The sequence below is a fragment of the Vibrio sp. 10N.247.310.17 genome (genome assembly GCF_041466605.1).
GTDB lineage: Bacteria > Pseudomonadota > Gammaproteobacteria > Enterobacterales > Vibrionaceae > Vibrio > Vibrio tasmaniensis_A.
The window spans coordinates 1-17,548 of record NZ_JBFSTC010000105.1 but is presented as its reverse complement, the minus strand read 5'-3'; the positions used below and the strand labels follow the sequence as shown (position 1 = coordinate 17,548).

26 protein-coding genes and 2 pseudogenes are annotated in these 17,548 nt (G+C 42.5%); 22 read left to right on the top strand and 6 right to left on the bottom strand.

Going from position 1 to position 17,548, the window contains the following annotated elements; translation table 11 throughout:
* Positions 1 to 102: 102 nt before the first annotated feature.
* The 7 genes from AB6D80_RS21410 to AB6D80_RS21380 all read left to right on the top strand — a co-directional run bounded on the left by AB6D80_RS21410 (position 103) and on the right by AB6D80_RS21380 (position 2,651).
* Positions 103 to 225 carry a hypothetical protein gene (locus AB6D80_RS21410; RefSeq protein WP_261901434.1) on the top strand — a complete coding sequence of 41 codons (123 nt, stop codon included), beginning with the start codon at positions 103 to 105 and terminating at the stop codon, positions 223 to 225.
* A 191-nt stretch (positions 226 to 416) separates the two neighbouring features.
* Positions 417 to 734: a hypothetical protein gene (locus tag AB6D80_RS21405; protein WP_081231391.1), complete on the top strand. Its 318-nt coding sequence runs from the start codon at positions 417 to 419 to the stop codon at positions 732 to 734.
* A 45-nt stretch (positions 735 to 779) separates the two neighbouring features.
* Positions 780 to 1,019: a hypothetical protein gene (locus tag AB6D80_RS21400; protein WP_081231392.1), complete on the top strand. Its 240-nt coding sequence runs from the start codon at positions 780 to 782 to the stop codon at positions 1,017 to 1,019.
* 147 nt (positions 1,020 to 1,166) lie between these two features.
* On the top strand, positions 1,167 to 1,349 hold the full coding sequence (locus AB6D80_RS21395; RefSeq protein ID WP_081231393.1) for a hypothetical protein: 183 nt from the start codon (positions 1,167 to 1,169) through the stop codon (positions 1,347 to 1,349).
* Between the two features lie 2 nt (positions 1,350 to 1,351).
* Entirely contained in the window at positions 1,352 to 1,534 is a 183-nt protein-coding gene (locus tag AB6D80_RS21390; protein ID WP_081231394.1) for a hypothetical protein, read from the top strand.
* A gap of 30 nt (positions 1,535 to 1,564) precedes the next feature.
* A complete protein-coding gene (locus tag AB6D80_RS21385) occupies positions 1,565 to 2,002 on the top strand; it encodes a hypothetical protein (RefSeq protein ID WP_081231395.1) in 438 nt (145 codons plus the stop codon).
* Positions 1,992 to 2,651 (top strand): hypothetical protein, encoded by a 660-nt coding sequence (locus AB6D80_RS21380; protein WP_372189548.1) that lies wholly within the window; start codon positions 1,992 to 1,994, stop codon positions 2,649 to 2,651. The genes AB6D80_RS21385 and AB6D80_RS21380 overlap by 11 nt, the downstream gene beginning before the upstream one ends.
* Before the next feature lie 51 nt (positions 2,652 to 2,702).
* On the opposite strand, the gene AB6D80_RS21375 is transcribed toward AB6D80_RS21380, so the two are convergent.
* Both AB6D80_RS21375 and AB6D80_RS21370 read right to left on the bottom strand, forming a co-directional pair.
* Positions 2,703 to 4,664, bottom strand: coding sequence for an Ig-like domain-containing protein (locus AB6D80_RS21375; protein WP_372189547.1), 1,962 nt, complete (start codon positions 4,662 to 4,664; stop codon positions 2,703 to 2,705).
* 15 nt (positions 4,665 to 4,679) lie between these two features.
* Positions 4,680 to 4,934, bottom strand: coding sequence for a hypothetical protein (locus AB6D80_RS21370; protein WP_150330745.1), 255 nt, complete (start codon positions 4,932 to 4,934; stop codon positions 4,680 to 4,682).
* Positions 4,935 to 5,284: 350 nt separating this feature from the next.
* Between AB6D80_RS21370 and AB6D80_RS21365 the strand changes: the two genes are divergently transcribed.
* The gene (locus tag AB6D80_RS21365; RefSeq protein WP_086715503.1) at positions 5,285 to 5,575 is read left to right on the top strand and encodes a hypothetical protein; all 291 of its coding nucleotides are present in this window, start codon (positions 5,285 to 5,287) and stop codon (positions 5,573 to 5,575) included.
* A gap of 30 nt (positions 5,576 to 5,605) precedes the next feature.
* Here AB6D80_RS21365 and AB6D80_RS21360 read toward each other — a convergent pair whose 3' ends face one another.
* Complete coding sequence (locus AB6D80_RS21360; protein WP_086715501.1) at positions 5,606 to 6,388, bottom strand: hypothetical protein; 783 nt, start codon at positions 6,386 to 6,388, stop codon at positions 5,606 to 5,608.
* Between the two features lie 528 nt (positions 6,389 to 6,916).
* A complete protein-coding gene (locus AB6D80_RS21355; RefSeq protein ID WP_081231402.1) occupies positions 6,917 to 7,153 on the bottom strand; it encodes a hypothetical protein in 237 nt (78 codons plus the stop codon).
* A gap of 144 nt (positions 7,154 to 7,297) precedes the next feature.
* Here AB6D80_RS21355 and AB6D80_RS21350 point away from each other — a divergent pair, with 144 nt between their 5' ends.
* Entirely contained in the window at positions 7,298 to 8,233 is a 936-nt protein-coding gene (locus tag AB6D80_RS21350) for a hypothetical protein (RefSeq protein WP_081231403.1), read from the top strand.
* 31 nt (positions 8,234 to 8,264) lie between these two features.
* On the opposite strand, the gene AB6D80_RS21345 is transcribed toward AB6D80_RS21350, so the two are convergent.
* Positions 8,265 to 8,630, bottom strand: a complete 366-nt coding sequence (locus AB6D80_RS21345; protein ID WP_081231404.1) for a hypothetical protein — start codon at positions 8,628 to 8,630, stop codon at positions 8,265 to 8,267.
* 175 nt (positions 8,631 to 8,805) lie between these two features.
* Here AB6D80_RS21345 and AB6D80_RS21340 point away from each other — a divergent pair, with 175 nt between their 5' ends.
* The 13 genes and pseudogenes from AB6D80_RS21340 to AB6D80_RS21280 all read left to right on the top strand — a co-directional run bounded on the left by AB6D80_RS21340 (position 8,806) and on the right by AB6D80_RS21280 (position 15,520).
* Positions 8,806 to 9,024: a hypothetical protein gene (locus AB6D80_RS21340; RefSeq protein ID WP_086715495.1), complete on the top strand. Its 219-nt coding sequence runs from the start codon at positions 8,806 to 8,808 to the stop codon at positions 9,022 to 9,024.
* 5 nt (positions 9,025 to 9,029) lie between these two features.
* The gene (locus tag AB6D80_RS21335) at positions 9,030 to 9,311 is read left to right on the top strand and encodes a hypothetical protein (RefSeq protein WP_372189545.1); all 282 of its coding nucleotides are present in this window, start codon (positions 9,030 to 9,032) and stop codon (positions 9,309 to 9,311) included.
* Between the two features lie 32 nt (positions 9,312 to 9,343).
* The gene (locus tag AB6D80_RS21330) at positions 9,344 to 10,087 is read left to right on the top strand and encodes an excalibur calcium-binding domain-containing protein (protein WP_157939169.1); all 744 of its coding nucleotides are present in this window, start codon (positions 9,344 to 9,346) and stop codon (positions 10,085 to 10,087) included.
* Between the two features lie 419 nt (positions 10,088 to 10,506).
* Positions 10,507 to 10,911 carry a LexA family transcriptional regulator gene (locus tag AB6D80_RS21325; protein WP_086715489.1) on the top strand — a complete coding sequence of 135 codons (405 nt, stop codon included), beginning with the start codon at positions 10,507 to 10,509 and terminating at the stop codon, positions 10,909 to 10,911.
* Positions 10,912 to 10,913: 2 nt separating this feature from the next.
* Positions 10,914 to 12,174, top strand: a pseudogene (locus AB6D80_RS21320) (Y-family DNA polymerase).
* A 122-nt stretch (positions 12,175 to 12,296) separates the two neighbouring features.
* The gene (locus AB6D80_RS21315; protein WP_081231411.1) at positions 12,297 to 12,488 is read left to right on the top strand and encodes a hypothetical protein; all 192 of its coding nucleotides are present in this window, start codon (positions 12,297 to 12,299) and stop codon (positions 12,486 to 12,488) included.
* 10 nt (positions 12,489 to 12,498) lie between these two features.
* Positions 12,499 to 12,924, top strand: coding sequence for a hypothetical protein (locus tag AB6D80_RS21310; protein WP_102561104.1), 426 nt, complete (start codon positions 12,499 to 12,501; stop codon positions 12,922 to 12,924).
* Positions 12,896 to 13,117, top strand: coding sequence for a hypothetical protein (locus AB6D80_RS21305; protein WP_086715480.1), 222 nt, complete (start codon positions 12,896 to 12,898; stop codon positions 13,115 to 13,117). Before AB6D80_RS21310 ends, AB6D80_RS21305 begins: the two co-directional genes overlap by 29 nt.
* A 107-nt stretch (positions 13,118 to 13,224) precedes the next feature.
* On the top strand, positions 13,225 to 13,392 hold the full coding sequence (locus tag AB6D80_RS21300) for a hypothetical protein (RefSeq protein WP_372189543.1): 168 nt from the start codon (positions 13,225 to 13,227) through the stop codon (positions 13,390 to 13,392).
* A 135-nt stretch (positions 13,393 to 13,527) separates the two neighbouring features.
* A complete protein-coding gene (locus AB6D80_RS21295; protein ID WP_136987128.1) occupies positions 13,528 to 13,767 on the top strand; it encodes a hypothetical protein in 240 nt (79 codons plus the stop codon).
* A 50-nt stretch (positions 13,768 to 13,817) separates the two neighbouring features.
* Entirely contained in the window at positions 13,818 to 14,366 is a 549-nt protein-coding gene (locus AB6D80_RS21290; protein ID WP_136987127.1) for a hypothetical protein, read from the top strand.
* 73 nt (positions 14,367 to 14,439) lie between these two features.
* Positions 14,440 to 15,027, top strand: coding sequence for a phage integrase Arm DNA-binding domain-containing protein (locus AB6D80_RS21285; RefSeq protein WP_372189541.1), 588 nt, complete (start codon positions 14,440 to 14,442; stop codon positions 15,025 to 15,027).
* 88 nt (positions 15,028 to 15,115) lie between these two features.
* The gene (locus tag AB6D80_RS21280; RefSeq protein WP_372189539.1) at positions 15,116 to 15,520 is read left to right on the top strand and encodes a hypothetical protein; all 405 of its coding nucleotides are present in this window, start codon (positions 15,116 to 15,118) and stop codon (positions 15,518 to 15,520) included.
* A gap of 221 nt (positions 15,521 to 15,741) precedes the next feature.
* Here AB6D80_RS21280 and AB6D80_RS21275 read toward each other — a convergent pair.
* Positions 15,742 to 17,258, bottom strand: a pseudogene (locus AB6D80_RS21275) (ISNCY family transposase).
* Positions 17,259 to 17,548: the final 290 nt, after the last annotated feature.

Genomic DNA, 17,548 nt, shown 5'->3' with positions numbered 1-17,548 from the left:
TTGATCTTATTCTTCGCGCTGAAAGATTAGAATGCGGGGTTTATGGCGCGTTTACATAATAGTCATCAATCTTCATGAGAACTATATCGATTTGAATAGGTAATGATTGAAACCCACGGTCACGATGTACGTGTGCGCTATCTGCAATGGTTAGAAAGCACGCGTACTCAAAACAAGCAAAATAAGCTGACTAATTGGAAACTGAGACTCATTACTTTGCCATAGTAAAAGGGCAAATTGAGTAACACACTGTCCACTTGGACAGCGAGGATCACCCTTTAGCTCACCTGGTTATTACGCCATCTGAAATGTAATCAGTCCTTTGACTGCCCCTATTAACTCCTCAGAGTTACCAACCTTCAAATACAACTCTTGTTTATACCCCAACTAGTCCCATGAATAACTGGAGTCCAGATATGAATGCACTTAACTTCCTTGGTTTTGATTGCCGCATTGTTAAACGTCACTACGCTAACGGTGTAATTGCGCTTGAGCTGATTGCTGCTGAAACCGATAACAACATTAACAACGACACCTTTCCCGGTGAACGCATTTGTGTTGCAACAACCTGTGTTCCAACTGACTCTCTTTTAGAGAATGAAACATGCATCAAGAATTTCAGTGAAAATACTGGAATTGAACATGTTCTTGTTGAGGCCGGAATCATTAAGCTAACAGGAAGATCATACAAAACCGGCTACGTTAATGTACCTATTGTCGAAGTCTTGATTTAGTGATTTTTATACCCCTGTTTGCCATTGAATAAATGGAGATCTCATATGACTACTTTCGAACAAATGTCAGCTTTAGTGGATATCGAAATCAGTCTTATTAAAACTGTCAGACGCATTAAATTGCTCAAAAGACCACCGTCAAATTTGCTCTTAGAGACTTATCGCTCATTCAATGAGTTGAAAGCTCAAAGTGTCAAATTAGATAGTTACGCAGGCGACTGCATTATTGCTCGAATTGACCATCTTCTACAGGACGATGAGATACAAGCACTTCTAAAGAAGTAACCCCCCATTCGAAGTTTGTTTCCCAACAAACATAGAAACAAAGATCCGCTCTTAACCCCCATAACCTTAACCCAACACGGGACCTATTAGCTTACCCGTGCGGTGGCCTAGTACGTCTCAAATTCCAGTTCTTGGAGGAGCTAACTCATGCCACGAAACATTCCAATAAGTAAGTTTGCTGACTTTATTTTGTTCTACAAGATCAACGGCAAGGTGAAGCAGAAAAAGTTTGAAGATACAGAGGCAGAAAATGTGTATCGCTACGCTAGGTCATTCCCACAAGGAATAGCTTGGAAAATTAGACAACTACCCTCACAGCAACAGGTGTGATTATGAATATTGAAATGACAGAAAAAGCCATGGCAGAACCGGTCGCGATGCATCTAGAAGGTGCTGATGTAGCCGTCGTTGTGGAATATTTTTTAGGTCGCCTAGTTAACGAGATTCCTGAAGAGAATCTTGAGGTGGTACTTAAATCATGCAGCTCAGAAATCGATATTCATTCTAGAAAATGACACCTGCACTTACTAAACCGAGGAACTACCATGTCTTTCACAACAAAATGCGCAAATTTGAAATGTAACTTCATGAGCAAATTTGCACTCACTACTATCATCGGCTTGTCTTCTTCCACTGTACTTGCAGATTGTAAGTTTGGTGCAGAGACAATCCCTTTAGGTGAACAACTCACAATCCGTGATGAACGCTTAGTTGAGCAAAGTTATGAATATTATCTCAATCAAGGTCACACGAAAGAGAAGAGTATGCAAATGGCCATGTCCAGCGATTGGACGGTCGTAACCGTTGAGTGTACTCGTCAATTTGCCATGAACCCTGAATTCTCACCAGAGACAGCAGAACATCCAGGTTCCCAATTTGTTTATATTGGTGATGTGCTGGTGGCTGGAGAGTTTCAACGAGAATTTTTACCAACTGTAATGGGCTTGTCCCTAAATGATGAGGAGACATCCCATGTACAATAGAGTTATTGATTCCGATTGGGTCATGATTGATCAATCTTTAACACCGTGTAAGTTCAGTACTGCATTTCATGAATACTTGTGCTTACGACGTCATGATAATCATCATGATTTTGATACGAAAAAGCACGGATTACTTACACCCACGCGCAATTACTCGATTGAGTTTCTAATGGCTGCTACCCATTCTTTTGTCGACTTCGGTGACACGATAGTGGTTCCACTTCGAGCAGGGAATAATGACATCCAAGAAACATTGTCGTTTAAGTTTGTAGCGTGTTTAACCGATTCAGTTGCCAAACCATTATGGGAACAATACGCCGAATATCACTCCATTCGCTCCGTCGAACGGTTTGCTGAAGCGGTGAATTCCAATAAGAGCTTTATTTGGTCATGGTTAAAACTCCAAGCATCCACGTCTGTGAACCAAGAGCAATCCACCAAACCATCGAGCAGTTTAGAAGATGATTTGCGAGAACTCTTATGCGACTTTCGTGAAGATGAAAAACTCAAAAAGCAACGTAGAAATACGAGCTTAGATATAGACAAAGGTTACTTTGAAGGGTGCGAATGCACGCTGGCTTACGTTCAATCACACATCATTCGTGTGTTACGTAGCCATGGCGTTCGTATTCCTGAACAAATAAACTAAAAAAATGCTCCCATCATGGGAGCATTTATCTTCAATTTCATTCCATTTCCTTCATTCAGTTAGGCTTATCCATGTAACCGAAGAAGTCCCCCAGCGGTTACTCTTTTGGGTTTTATATTCTTTTACCCCACTTCCGATTCGATACAGCAAGATCGCTTGATCTTCTATGTTCGATAGCTTGGTGCTCAAATCCCCATCACCAAACTGTGTAATGACCTGATTGATGAAGTCATTTAGAGCAGCTGTCTTCTGGTTGATGTTAATGGCCACCAAGTCACCGTCACTGAGTGTCGCAAGGTTTTCATCCAAGTCAGAATTACGCCAAGTGGAAACGTCGGCAAATCCATAACTATGATACTCAGCATTTGCACTCTTTCTTAGAAAGACTTGAAGGTTGCCTGTTGGCGCTTTCAATCTGTCCATCTCCAATGTTCGATCACATCGATTAGAGTCGGCATCTGAGCATGTTCTTTGTACGACGTAACGCCAATCGTGAGGTGAGTCAATCCAAGGGAATTCAATGCTGAAATTCGCAACTTCCGCATCCGGAGTAAAATAGAATATGGGTAGAGCTGACCCTGCTTTATCAAGGTTAACGGTTATCGACACCGTATCACCTGGTGCGGCAACCTTATCACCGACCATCATGTCATGAGTGTTATTAACATCAGCGGTGATTAGAGCCTCATGTGGGCCTTCTACTAAATTACCCTCACCACTTTCAAGTGCTGGAATGGTCACGAGAGTGTGTGGCGTATTGTCTAAGTCAAGCAGCTGCACATCGGAAGTGATAATCTCAAAATTTTGGTTCAAGTAGTCATTGTTTGTCGAGGGTATAACCTGAATATCGAATGTCCCTGCATTGTACGTCTTGAGTCCATCGCTTGTTTCGAAGGTGATGTCGTGATGCATGCCAAGATCATCGTCAGTTGGATTCATTTCAATGACACCCAACTCATTTAATCGCATGAAGTTAGGCTTATTGATTATATTCACGACCGGTTTACCGTCAGTCTTTGTTGATTTAATTTGGGTGAAGACATTCTTTATTTGACCAGACACAAGGTGTGGAGGCAAGGTGAAGGAAGTGCCGCTTGATCGTACATTTACATCGACGTTGCCGTCAGTAAACAAGTTCGATTCGTCAGTCACTCTGTATTTAAATGTCTGAATGCCATCATGGTCAGGTGATGGGGTATAAGTAAAGGTACACGGGGGAGTCATCGTCACAGTACCATAATAAGGCTGTTGGCTTACCATGCAGCTGTGGCTATCCGTTGTGTTCCTATCCGTCCATGTGCCAGTTACCGTAAAAGGCACACCTTGAGAGATATCCCCTGTTTTGTGTTCAGCTATAGGTGGATATAGTTGCTGAATGGAATTGTAACGCACCTTCCCTTGTGACCAGTTAAAAAAGCCGAAGTATCCCGGAGCTACGGTCAGGTTATTGACATCAAATATTGTCGCGCCATCTAACTTGGTCACAATCCTATTGGGAAACAGCTGCATTTCAAATTGATAGGGCTGGCCGTGCATCCACTCTACGTTTCGCTTTTTGCCTAAGATAGTATTTTTACCTTGTTCGACATCATAAACCGTCCACCCATAATCGCTCATCTGATCTAGGGTGCCATCGAAGTAAATCAAACTGAAACCACTGTCTGCAGAGGTCGGTAGCTTTTTCCAAGAGAACAGGTAAAAGCCTCCAGCAGTAGGATCGCCGTAAATGAAACCGATATAGTCATCATCACCGGCTCCTGCATCAACCTGTATGATCCCTTTGAAGGTTCGATACTCATACTTGTTGGCACTCATAAACGCTGTGGGGTGTCCGTTGATGCTTTGGTAGACACTTTGGCCATCTGGACTTACCGCCCAGTTTCCCGAAGCCGCTTCGCCGTACTGCTTCCAAGTGTGGAGATTTACTCGGTCAGATTCCGCGTGTGCAACACCGACAGTCATCAGTAAGTGTATGACCATGCCAGAAAGGATGTTCCTTGGATTGAATTTCATGGCTTGTTCCTCTTATTAATGAATCGGTGAACCCGCGCTTTCGCTGACATCATCCTCAAGTTCGGTTTGCAAACGAGCCAGAGAAAACTCACAAATATCAATTAAATCTGCATCATCATTAAATTTCGCGACCGATAAAATGCTGCTTATGAGCAATTGGCGCAAATGCAGGGGCGTATCATCGGTGACACCTAAAACCTTTAATGCCGCCACTAACCGGACAGTACTATTGGTTTCTGTGTTGGTCGAAGTCGTATTTGTAGTCATCATTTACTCCAGTTTTCTTTTGCTGCGAACGCTGTGGGCAACGTGCGTATTGGGGGCTGTGCAATAGCACTAAACCGCAGAAAATTTCAACGCCAACCAAAATCACGGGTTTAGATTGGCTACGTAAGCTGAGGATATCTCAGTGTCGAACCAAGAAATTCAAATAAGCAGGGCTATATCAGCGATTAAATTGATACGACTAAGAGATTGGTGTGACGTTTAGCGAGCTGTCGGTCACTGAAGCGATGCTTTGTCAATTAAGGTGCGATATTGGCTTCGCTAATTTCTAAAAGGAGAGAACGGGGCGTGTATAAATGAACTGAACCAATCAGTCAGCATAAATAAGGTACATTATGAACAACAACATGAAGAACTTTAACTTTAGAATTACGTGCATTGGTTTGATACTAATGCTGTGTTGCGGTCTGTCATTTTTTTTCCAAGCCGCAGTAAATGGCTACCCACTATTTGAATTCATTGCCGAAGTAGCTTTACGAAACAATCTTCCGCAAGATGTTAAAAATCTCGCGATGCTTCAATTACTTCCAACTGTCGGTGGCTTATTGTTAGCTATCGGTGGTACGAAAAAGATGATCGCTGAGAAAAAGACTGCCGAATCGTCTGACGTCGAAGAGCAAGCATAAGTTAAGTGGTTATGGACCTCATAAACCGCATTATGAGGTCTTGCTGATCCAAAACTCACCATCGCAAGGACCGACGAAAGGAATGGCTTCGCCACTGTTTAGGTACGAGTCTTCGCGTGATTCTCTTGGAGAGACAACGCAATGGTAAGTAATTGGAGATAAGCTAATAAAGAAACCAAGTTTCATCGGTCTAGATTGTCGATCCCAATATACTCGGCTGCGATATTGGTGACCTGTTTGTCTCCTATACACTATATCTTCGCGACCAAAGTAGTTCACTAACTCTTGCGTGCTTACTTTTAAAGAGAGTGTTACTGGAGCTAACGAAACGGTAGCGGTACTGAACCCAAGGTCAATTAAATCCTTTCGCATGTCGTTATAGTTTTGAATGTCGCGTTCCGGTGTATCGCTATATTTACCTCGTACTAAGCTCACTTCGTCAGAGCTCGTGATTAGATTCGAAGAGTGCGCAACGTTTTTGTAAACACCGATACGCGTAGCATCAACTAAAAAAATAGGTTCACGAGAGCATCTTTTTTCCGAAAGTGTCAAAGATTGATGAAGGTCGTAAATTTCTTTGGCTTGTTTCTGAAGTTTATTGAACAGGCTTTGATCGCCATTAACGTGACCTATCCAGCGAATATGTTGAGGTTTGGTCAGACGAAGGTGACCCGACTCGGTAAATTCTTCAGTGTATTTTGGATAGCAATGTGAACCAAAGGACTCAACTTCATTTGTGGAAGAGAGTACATCGTCGAAGAACTGCTCTTCTAATTTGAAGAAGCGTACCCAATCAGCGTTGCGGTTTGTCATTCTGGAAGACTCTTAGATAACGTATTATGTTATTGTATACAATTATTGGTTAAATACAAAAGGGGCCTTGTATGACGAATCAATTGCCAGTAGCGCATCAAGAATGCGTCGAGGAAAAGGCGTTAGGCACTTAAAGGAGCTCAACTCATGCAAGAACTATGGTTATTGGTGATCTTCTATATCACATTTGGGGTTTGGGTTGGATGCGGCACCGCTCCCGCAATTCTCGTATGGATTAAGAACCCACACGAAAGTTCTTTGTGGAAGATTTGGGCTGTCACGTACAGTTTGGCGCAAGGGCCAATTGGGTTGCTTTCCATCAAAAACTGGAATCTGGACTAAAGGTTATGCGTATGTCTATTGGAAGCGGTTATAAGAGGCTTACAGTCGCCTTTACTCTCTTAGTCGTCATAAAGTATGTCGAACCTGTTTCTTCATTTTTAAATGTCACCCCAAACTCTCTAGCCGATATTTCACTATTTCTATGCGCGGTATGTGTGCTCTCTATTTGGATACAGAGAAAGTTAGTTAACGACCGTATCTAACATCATCCGGTGACACTTTTTCCGCGATGTCTAAAAGTATAGCGACTACCGTTCTTTGAACATCTTGCTTTTGCTCTTCAAGAGTAGAGCTAAATAAACTGATCTTTCTATCGATACCCGTTGCGATGGCATAGCCAGCTGATGGGTAGAGCACGATATTAAACGCGTCACTAATTTTAAGTTCGTGAGTGCCGTCATCCAAATTTCTCCATGAAATCATATCTCTCTCCTGTGCGCTAAGTGCATTGAAGTTCAAACAATAGCATCATCCAAAGTGGGTACACGGTAGTTTTGAGGGATATGAAAAAAAATTTTGGGATCTCGGAAAAATTAAGTAGGTTTAAATCAAAAGGAATACATTCTTATGTTAAAACCAACTTTCACGCTCTTAACTGATTACGTAATGAACGTCATCACGGTAGTTATTCAAACCCTGAAATACATCATTCCGACTCTGTGTATCTTACTCAGCTGTTATTTTGGTGATTATGTGTTCATAGTCGCAATGGGCGTCTCACTCGTACAGGCGAAAGCCATTAGAAACATCGCCTATGAAAAGATAGTGCTCGATGATCCGACGCACATGAACCTCTCTATGTTTCATTCCGAATATTGGCACCGATTCTGTAAGACGGCCAAACTTATGACGAAGTTCTCTGTTTTTTATCTACTCTTGTTTGCACTTGATTCATTCAATTGGAACGACACCTTTATCAATAAAAATTATAGCGAGAACCTGGCCTTAGAGAATCTATGGCCTTGCTTATTATCGGGCTGGAACTATGCTCTTGTCCTATTGGTAGCGTTCATGACTTGGGTGATAATGACACCGATAAAATTAGTATTCGGTAGCACCGAGATATTGATGCTGGAGTGGTATCCGATCACTAATCGTTGGAAACATGCATCAGATATAACCCTCCATTTGGCAGACCCTTACAAACCAATAAAAGGCAAAAAAGACCAACTGATCAGAGAAATGACGATGTTTACTAGCGCATTGAATGGTAGTGGATTTTACTCACTCAGCGTCAACACACACGTAATTAGTGGGAAGTTATGGGAACTACTAAAGATAACGTTAAGTGATGCAGTCATCGATGTGAACAAGAAACGTAAAAATTGGCTCGACTTCACCGTGTATAAGGTAGCTATCTACGTCAATCAGTGTGGCCTGAAGGGAAAATCCTATCAACAGTATCGTGATCTTATAGGTAAGCAGAGGTTTGAGAATAACCACATCGTAAAAATTCGCTTCAATGAAAAGCCGATAAAGCGAGAGTCGGTCCTGATTAAATAGCGTGTATTAAAAGGCTCTGATTGTTAGAGCCTTATTCATACATCAATTTGTCGAAGTCTTTGAGAATCGTCATACCGTAGCTGGTCAATGACAGCCAACGAGGACGTCTTCCTGAAACGGGATCAATTCCCATTGCTATTAAGTCATATCTCGTCATATTCGTGACGTTGAAAATTGGAAGAGAGGATTTCTTGTTGGCATGTTTAACCAAGTCACTGAGAAATTGATACGAATCCTTACCATCTCTATTGACCCCGTAGAGCTCTGCTATCTCGGTCATAATATTGCCATTTCGAGTGGCATCAATCAGTACGAATGTGGACAGGGAAACATCATATTTGTTTGCTAGGACACGAGACACGTATTGAAGACCACCAGGTTTGAGCTGCTTAGACATCTGTTAACTTCCTGAAATTTCGATATAACAATAGATAGCCTTAGTAATATCTAATATTCCGCTACTAACAGCAACACACAATACCGGTTGAACCACAACCTTGTGATGACAATGTGCTTAATAGAACACATCGATGTTGTATATCTAATCCAAAGCCAATTGAAGGAACTGAGATATGCAAACGAAGCAAGGCGAACTGAAATTTAATACTGGTAGAGGTTATGCACCGGATGGACAAAGAATTCATGCGACTATTATCGATGATACTGAAGTAACACTCCGTGTACGATTTTCCGATAAAACGCGTGGGATAGATGGCGAAGTACAAGTGCTCGAATTCACAGAGACTGCCATTATGCGTGAGTATGATTCCGGTAACTATACAGAGGTGTAATGGCCATGAATACAACAACACCAAGTAAGGTTCACAACAAGATGAGCACTCAAGAGATGGCCGCATATATGTTGGAGTCGGGAGTGCATTACACTGCTGCAAGTTTATCAAAAGAGTTGGGTATACCTCTAGCCAATGCATCTGGAAACTTATATAACATAATAACCGGGAAAAAGTATGAGACTGATTTAGTAGGTAACCCAGTCACCGTAAAAGTCGTGGATATACGTGGACTTAAAAAGGGGCAGCGTTTGTGGTCCCAGATTCTATCGGGCTGCTGGTCTTAGTGACAGTGTAACGCAAATAAATGGAGAACGTTATGATGGGGATTATTCGCAGTACGATGTATTTGGTTGTTTTACTTGCTTCGTTTTCATCACTGGGAAATGACATGTGGCGTGGGTTGGTAGTTAAGGAAGAGCATCGATGTTCACCATACGATAAGAAAAGCCAATACCCATATCCCGCTTCAGTAGAGTCAGCGATAGTCGATAGTATGGGAGGTCAGATTTATGGCCCTTATACTGGCACCTACTACCAATCAACTTCAGAGACAGACATCGAACACATCATTGCAGCCAGTGAAGGGCATGACAGTGGGCTCTGTGCGGCAAGCCCTGAAACAAGAAAAGCATTTGCAACAGATCTATTGAACTTGACCCTAGCATCCCCAGCTGTGAACCGTTGTAGTTCTACTGGAAAATGCGGCTTGGACGCTGGCGAGTGGTTACCGCCAAGAAACCAATGTTGGTTCGCGTTGCGTGTCATTGAGATAAAAACTAAGTATGGCCTTAGTGTAAATCCAGTCGAAGCGAACACGTTGGAGAGTGTTATCAATAATTGCCCGTCTTTTGAAATGGTGTTCTATGCACCTGCGGGAAGCGCTCCAACTAAATACGTCACCCAATCTACGGGGCATGCGTTGTCCTTGTATGACGACAACAACAACGGACGTATCACTTGTGCCGAAGCTCGAAATCATGGGATTGCACCAGTAACGGCTCATGACCCGGCATACGCATTCATGTCTGACCGAGACAGGGATGGTGTTGTGTGCGAGTAAACGATTTATTGCTGGCGAGACTGAAGTTTTGCCAGCGTTCTCTTTGATAACTTCCGACCCACAAAAACAAACAACCCCAAACAGACTAGACCTACGCCAGCACCATAGCCATTGAAAATGTGGACTAAAGCTAACCAAGCGAAAAATAGTACAACAACTAATATTGCAAACCTTACTAATGGCATAGTGACCTCTTAACTTTCCCTTTGATTTAAACAACTTAACATCGTTTAGGTGAAACCTAAATATAAACAATATCATATTATGTTATCGTATATAGGGCTCTTGTTCATAATGTCGCCCTCTCAACCTCTGTCTCACCTTAAATTCTATAGCGCTAGTTACCTACTGAGACATTCTCTTGCCTTTTATCTAGATTCGGGGCTAGAATCACACTGTATAAATAACCAGTATAAATTATGAATATATTAACTTATCCAGTGAGTGCAGGCGTGGTGGGTTTTGAGTCCCCAGCTGCAGAATATAAACAACTGGAATTGAGCCTTGATGAATTGCTGGTGGAACACCCTTCATCAACTTTTTTAGCGCTGGCACAGGGAGATAGCATGCAAGGAGTTGGGATTTTTTCAGGTGATGTATTGATTGTAGATCGAGCCCTTACTGCGAAAGACCACGATATTATCATTGCCAATCTAAACGGTGAACTGGTTTGTAAAATTCTAGATATCAAAGGACGTCGCTTGCTGAGTGCGAATGAATCAATGAAGCCGGTAAGAATTGATGAACAAGACTCCTTCGCAATAGAAGGGGTATTAGCGAGTTCCATCAGACTCCACCGTGTATCAACTATGTTTTCGGGTTAAGCATGTATTCATTAATAGATGGCAATTCATTCTACAATTCGTGTCATCAAGTCTTCAGACCTGATTTACGTGGAAAGCCGGTTATCACCGTCAGTAACAATGATGGTTGTGCCGTTGCGGTAAACAATCAAGCGAAGGCGTTGAACATTCCAAAGTTCGAACCTTACTTTAAAATCAAGGCATTATGTGAGCAACATGGCGTTACAGTCTTCTCATCTAACTATGAACTGTACTCCAGTTTGAGCTTGCGGATGATGCAAGTGATTGCACGTTTTGGACCTGAACAACTGATCTATTCAATCGATGAAAGCTTCCTAAATCTGGACAAGTGCATAAACATTCCTTGTTTACGAGAGCATGGGGCCGCAATTCGAAAAGCAATATGGAAAGAGTGTCGGATCCCGGTCTGTGTGGGAACCGGCCCGACGCTCACCCTCTCAAAATTAGCCAACCACGCAGCGAAAAAACTCCCTGGTTATCAGGGGGTATGTGTTTTAGATTCAGTGAAAGAAACCCAACGTGTTCTCCAGGCTATTGATGTGGGTTCAGTTTGGGGGATTGGTCGCAAGCGAAGTTAAAGCATTGCAATTTATGGGGATCACTACCGCAGCGCAACTAGCAAATTTTTCACCTTCAAAAGCGAGAAAAGAATTCGATGTCGGTGTTGAGCGCACGATACGGGAGCTCAATGGTGAAAAGTGTATTCCATTCGACATAGCAAGAGCAGACAAACAACAAGTTTTTTCTACCCGCAGTCTGGGTAAGCGCATAACGGAATTCGATGAGCTTAGACAAGCTATCAGTCAGCATGTGGGCATTGCCTCGCGAAAGATCCGTGCTCAACAGTCACTTTGTAAAGTGTTGGTTTGCTTTGCAGGAAATTCACCTTTTGACGAAAAGCCGGTTAGTTTCAAAGCGATTCACAAATTTGAGTACGCGACAGCTGATGTGGATACCTTAACCAGTGCGGCCTGTGCTCTGGCCAAAACACTCTACAAAGAAGGTGTTCAGTACTACAAAGTCGGTGTTGGGCTGATTGACCTCGTTGACGGAAGACATGAGCAAGCTGACCTATTTAACCCACAACCCAATAATGCAAAGTTAATGGCTTCGTTTGATCAGATAAACGCAAAGTATGGAATGGACACTATCTTTCTGGCTGCGCAAGGAACACCTTCAAGACAGTCTTGGGGTATGCGCCGCGAAATGCTGTCTCCGCAATACACCACTAAATGGAGCGACTTACCTAGAATCGCCTGCTAATTTCTACCCACCGCGTTTGTGATACGCAATCTATTCTCCAATTCAAGCTCTTTATTTGAACATGCCTGTATCGGGTTGTTGGATACTGAACTCAGTAGTACTTAACAAAGTAGAGAGCAAGAATGGCAGACACGCTAAAAGACCCGTTTATAAGGCAACGACTCCCCTCGAATTCTAAACCAGCATTCGATGACTGGATTGCGCACGTTCCTGTGGGTAATCAGCTGCCGCGAGGCAAGTATTTCCAATCTAAGGTCACAGTACCTAAGCACCAGTCAGACGAAACAGAATTGCAGTTCAAACCTTCCCGTTAAAGGCAAAGATATGACTTCAATAAAAATCGTTTCTACAGCTCAACGGCTTTACCAATGTCGTGAACAACAAATATTTCTTTCAGGAGAGCAGGGGTTCATTGAAAAATATGAGAAATGGTCCCCTGTCATACGATTAACGATGGCCAAATTCAATTGTAACGAGTTACATGCCCTGGTCAGAATCTTAGAGATCACTGAGAAGCGACATGACTCAGGCATGTTTACTCATTTGTTGTCGGCAGTAGCTTGCGAGATGTGCGAACCGACTATCACCGTTAACACAAACCACACGACTGAATTCAAAGCCGGAGTCATGGCAAGTAGAAAAGGGGAGAAGTTTAACCCTGATTGCCATATCGAGTGGCAAGAAGGCTATATCCGTGAGCAGTTAAGGAGAGTCGCCAATAATGCGCAAACTCAAGTACGATCTCACTGACTACATGGGACCTGTTGATAAAGCGTTGCTCAGGTTAAGCATCCTAACCATTGGGTCGCATGTAATGATAGTTACTGGCTTTAACGGGCAACTTTTCGGCCTCGTTGAAACCTTACTCACCTTGGGGTTCGTTGCGGCAGTGGCGACAATTGCCTACAAACAAAAACGTAAAGATCGTGAAGAGCACCTTTGAGTTCTTCAGTCTGCTCTAGCGTCGTCTAAATATTGAAACTCGATACGAAGCTAAATTGGGAGCCTTGGGATGTATAACAAACTCACAGTTAATCTTAGGAAGATAATATGAAGACAGTGACAGAATTGCACACAATGAATGTCGCTCTATATTGCCCTCACTGCGGAGAAGTACAAGATGGTTTTTGTGGCAATCCTGCGGGTGGTGAATTTGAATGCGACGATTGCCATAGGCCATACAAAGCCCACTCTGAAGCCGATATCGAACATAGATAATAATATAAGCATGTGTCTTAAAAATCAGTTAGGAACCTGTTACTCACCACTATAGAAACGCACATATTAACTGACGGGGCTCGTATGAAAGTACACGAAAATACGACGAATTTACCCTCACGGTGGGTGAATGCAATGTTTATATTCATAACATTAATAGCGATGGTGGCAGGCTACCTATCTGAGCTAACCAATATCTATGGAACATTTGTAGTGCTGCCCTTTGCAACATTAACAACTTGGTCGAGCTACGCCAACGTTACCTTTTCAACACATACCAAATTGTGGTGCTACCTTTTTGGAATTATGACTTTCTGGTCGTTTATAGTAGTCGGCATTAACTTCTTCTTAGCGGTAACCAGTACCTCGGTGTAATTTAATACCCACCAATGGACATCGATTGTCAGATCAATGGAGAAAGCAAGATGCTTAAAAAAAGAACGATAAATGATGCGATGTCAATAGTATGTATTTTCTTATTTCTGGAGATACATTACCTGCATTTCATGACTGACCAACCAGAGCTGTATGACAACCTAAAAAGCTTAGTAGCTATGGTTCTGGTCATTCCGCTCATTAGTATTGCTTGTCGTATCGATCTCCTAGCCAACAAAAAGGTACTCGCCAATCCAGCTGTGATTCATCTAACAACACAACAATGCGAGTTAATGTGGCAAGGAGAAGAGTTAAGTAAAATTTCAACGATGCCAGTAAAGCAACTACTCTTAGATAATCCTGATAGTTTCGCGGAGCTGGTGGGTTCGATGCTACGGGAAGCAAAGCAACCTGGGCTTACATTGAAGCCTTTGTTAATCGTTCACTCAATGCTTGAACTGACGAAGTTAGAGGAAGAGGAACTTAAACGTTTGCTTATGGGCATTGGTGCAGCGAAAGTCGTAGTAGTTGATGAGCCTGAGCAAATAGAGGCTGCCAGAAAAGCGACAATATTCCCTGACTTATTTGGCGATGCATAACGTAATCCAGTATGTAACAATCGAACGTAACTAAAAGGAACGACGGTTATAAGCTCACCTTCGTAATATAAATATGGGTACAAAACGAACTGATAAACACAAAGATTTACCGCCTTATCTTTATCGATATCAACACAAAGATGGCAAGGTACGTTACCGCCTAAAGCTTGCGTCAGGGAAATTCTACTCTTTCCCTGTAGGCACGAAGAAACTTCACGCGATCAATGAAGCGGTTAACTACAATATCAAGTACCGGTCTATGGAACAGCTCATAGAGAAAGCACACCAAGCTTCATTACCGACTCTCGATAGCGTCCCAGATAAGCCACGACACACTTCTTTAAACGACTTCAATATTCCTTTAGAAAAAGCACTGAAGAAAATCTTTCCGCTAATCAAACGAGAAGAGCTTTCAAAAGGTACGATGGAGAAGTACCAATTACTAATGAAGAAGCTCTGTGCTGATTTAGGAACGACACTTACCCATGAATTAGACTTGCAAATGATGAATGTCTTCTTAAATACTCATTACGCTAAATTTTCAGCTCAGTGCTACAACAACAACCTCAGTTTGATCAATAAAGCGTTCAGTTATTTAGCAGATCAATCGTATATACCTGATAACTTCATGCGCAATAAAAAAACGTCTTCGGGTCACTAAAAAAGAACAGGTTAAAAAGCGTCAAAGACTAACACTAGAAGAGTTTGAATTGATTTATCAAAGCGCACCACTCTTTCTTAAGGTGGCAATGGCATTGACGTTGGAGACGACGCATGCGATCAATGAAATATGTCGTATCAAATACAACCTACGTTCACCAAGAGATAACCGTTGCGGAATTGTCTGGAATGAGGATAAGCAACCTGTAATGGTTGATGGCGTAAAAATTTATGGTTACTTGTATATACATAGGCAAAAAGTCTCAAATTCAGAGGCATCCAGAGTAAAAATCCCTGTCACACAGTCTATCTTTGACATTGTGCAGATGAGTTATACAGACCGTATACGCTGCCCTTATATCGTCCACATGAAACCAATACAAAGACAAAGAGGCGTTGCTAAAGATTGTGACCATATCTACCAAGTCCAAAGTCATTACCTAAGCAAGCAGTTCAGCAAGATACGTGACAAAGTTGGTGTTGTACGAGAGTAATAAAGTCTCATATTGAGTATTAAAGTGTCATACTAAAGAATAAAGTATCATACTCAAAAGGCAGCGAAGATTTGATCTCGCTGCCTTTTTGCTGCTTTCAGCCTTTTTGCTGCACAGCCTTTTTGCTGCTTTCTGTGATTACCGAGGGAGGTTGACGGTCTAATTACCGAAGGACTCTGTCATAGTCTTATTAATAGTAGTCAACCATGACAGTTCTGCTCTTATTCGATAATTGATGCCTCGGCACGAGCTTCCCGTAACTCTCTTGTATTCAGCTTTTCTTCAAGCCAGATGTTCCTTACTGTTGAGTGACTAATCGAGATGTTAAATCGCTTTCTCATCTCACCACTGATCCTGATCGATGTTAGATGAGGTAATTTGAGCGTTAATGAGATGACGACATTTCGAGTCTTCTCATCGATGCGGTTACTGTGCCTTGGTTGGCCATACATACGTTTCAAAGCTAATGGACCGTGTGCTTCGAGAAGTTGACGGTTGTTGTGAATGCTTTTGACAGAGCAACCACTCTGCCGAGCAGCTTCTCTCACATTGCCTAACTCCTTGGCAAGTTCAATAGCATCGAGCTTTTTCTGAACTTCTTCCCCGTATTCTTTCCTAGAGCTAGGCTCAACAAGCTCTTTAATGGACAGCTCTCGGTCAGCAAAGTAAGCGGTGAAGTTACCATCAAGTTGCTTACGTAGCTCAACTTGTTGACTCACGATAGAGTGCCTTAACGGAGAGGTAATTTGGTACATTGCGTTACCATAACTGAAGGTATGGTCCCGACGGATTTTTCGATATTCTTTTTGGATACATATCGCATCGAGGTTTAGGTGTTTCGGAATGGGCCTATGTTCCGAGCGCACCTGCTTAGCGTTGACAGTGAGGGTTGTCGCCCAATAGTCAGGGATGAAAGTGTTTTGCAGGTAGTCATTTGCGCTATTCATATCGGTGACCCCCGCCAGTCTTAACTCAGGGACGAGACGATCTTGGAACGTATCGAAGGCGCGTTCGATACGACCTTTTCCTTGGGGGAGTTGGCAAAAATAATTTCTATACCAAGCTCTTCGCAGGCTCGTTGCATCTGAGAGAAGTGGCAGCGTTTTGGTCCACCAAAGATACCCGCTCTATCGACATAAAGCGTCTTAAAAAGCCCCTTTTTTTCGATATAAGCCTTCATTACTTTAAGGCAGCCTTCCGTAGTTTCTGAAGGAAAGAACTCCGCATGAACGTCACTGGTTGCGTCATCAATCATAGCGATAAGGCAGGACTTTTTGTCCCCGAACCAAAGGTGAGGGCTGCCGTCCATTTGCAGCATTAAGCCTTCTGCCTCCATGCGCTCTCGTCGTCTTCTTACTTTGGAGCGGCGATGTTTAGCTCGTTTTACATGATGGATTTCGTGCGCCCAGGTACGAAGTGTCTCTCGCTTTACTTTGATGCCTTCAAACACTTCCAGCATGTCTGCCAAATGAAGCATGTTAAAGTCGTAATACTTGGCTTTTATCAGAGCTTGAACTTGCTTCTTTAAGGTCACGGGGATTTTATTAGCGGGTGCTCTTCCTGTGTTGCCATGAACAACGAAACGAATACCATCGATACGGTATCGCCTGAGGTAACGTTCAATGGTTCGGGGGGATTTATTGAGCAGTTTCGAGGCATTGAGAATAGAGATTTTGTTAAGTGCCACTTTAGCAATGACATCCACGGTAAGTTGAGATTTAGCATCCATAACGATCATCCTATACACCCTTTGACTAATTCACAGTGATAGTCAAAGGATTACGTAAAAAGTAGGACCGTCAATTTCCCTCGGTAATTAGGCTAACGACAAAGTCGCTTGGTAGTTAAGGTACGACAGAATCGCTTGGTGATCACAGCCTTTTTGCTGCTTTCACTGGCACATTTTTGCCCCATTATAAGGTAGACTTTTTACTCATTCACATCCTGTTAATGGGGTTTTGCCCTACCAGAAGGGCTCTTCTCCGCTTAGATGAGTCTATAAATTAACAATAAAATCAATAAAGCATT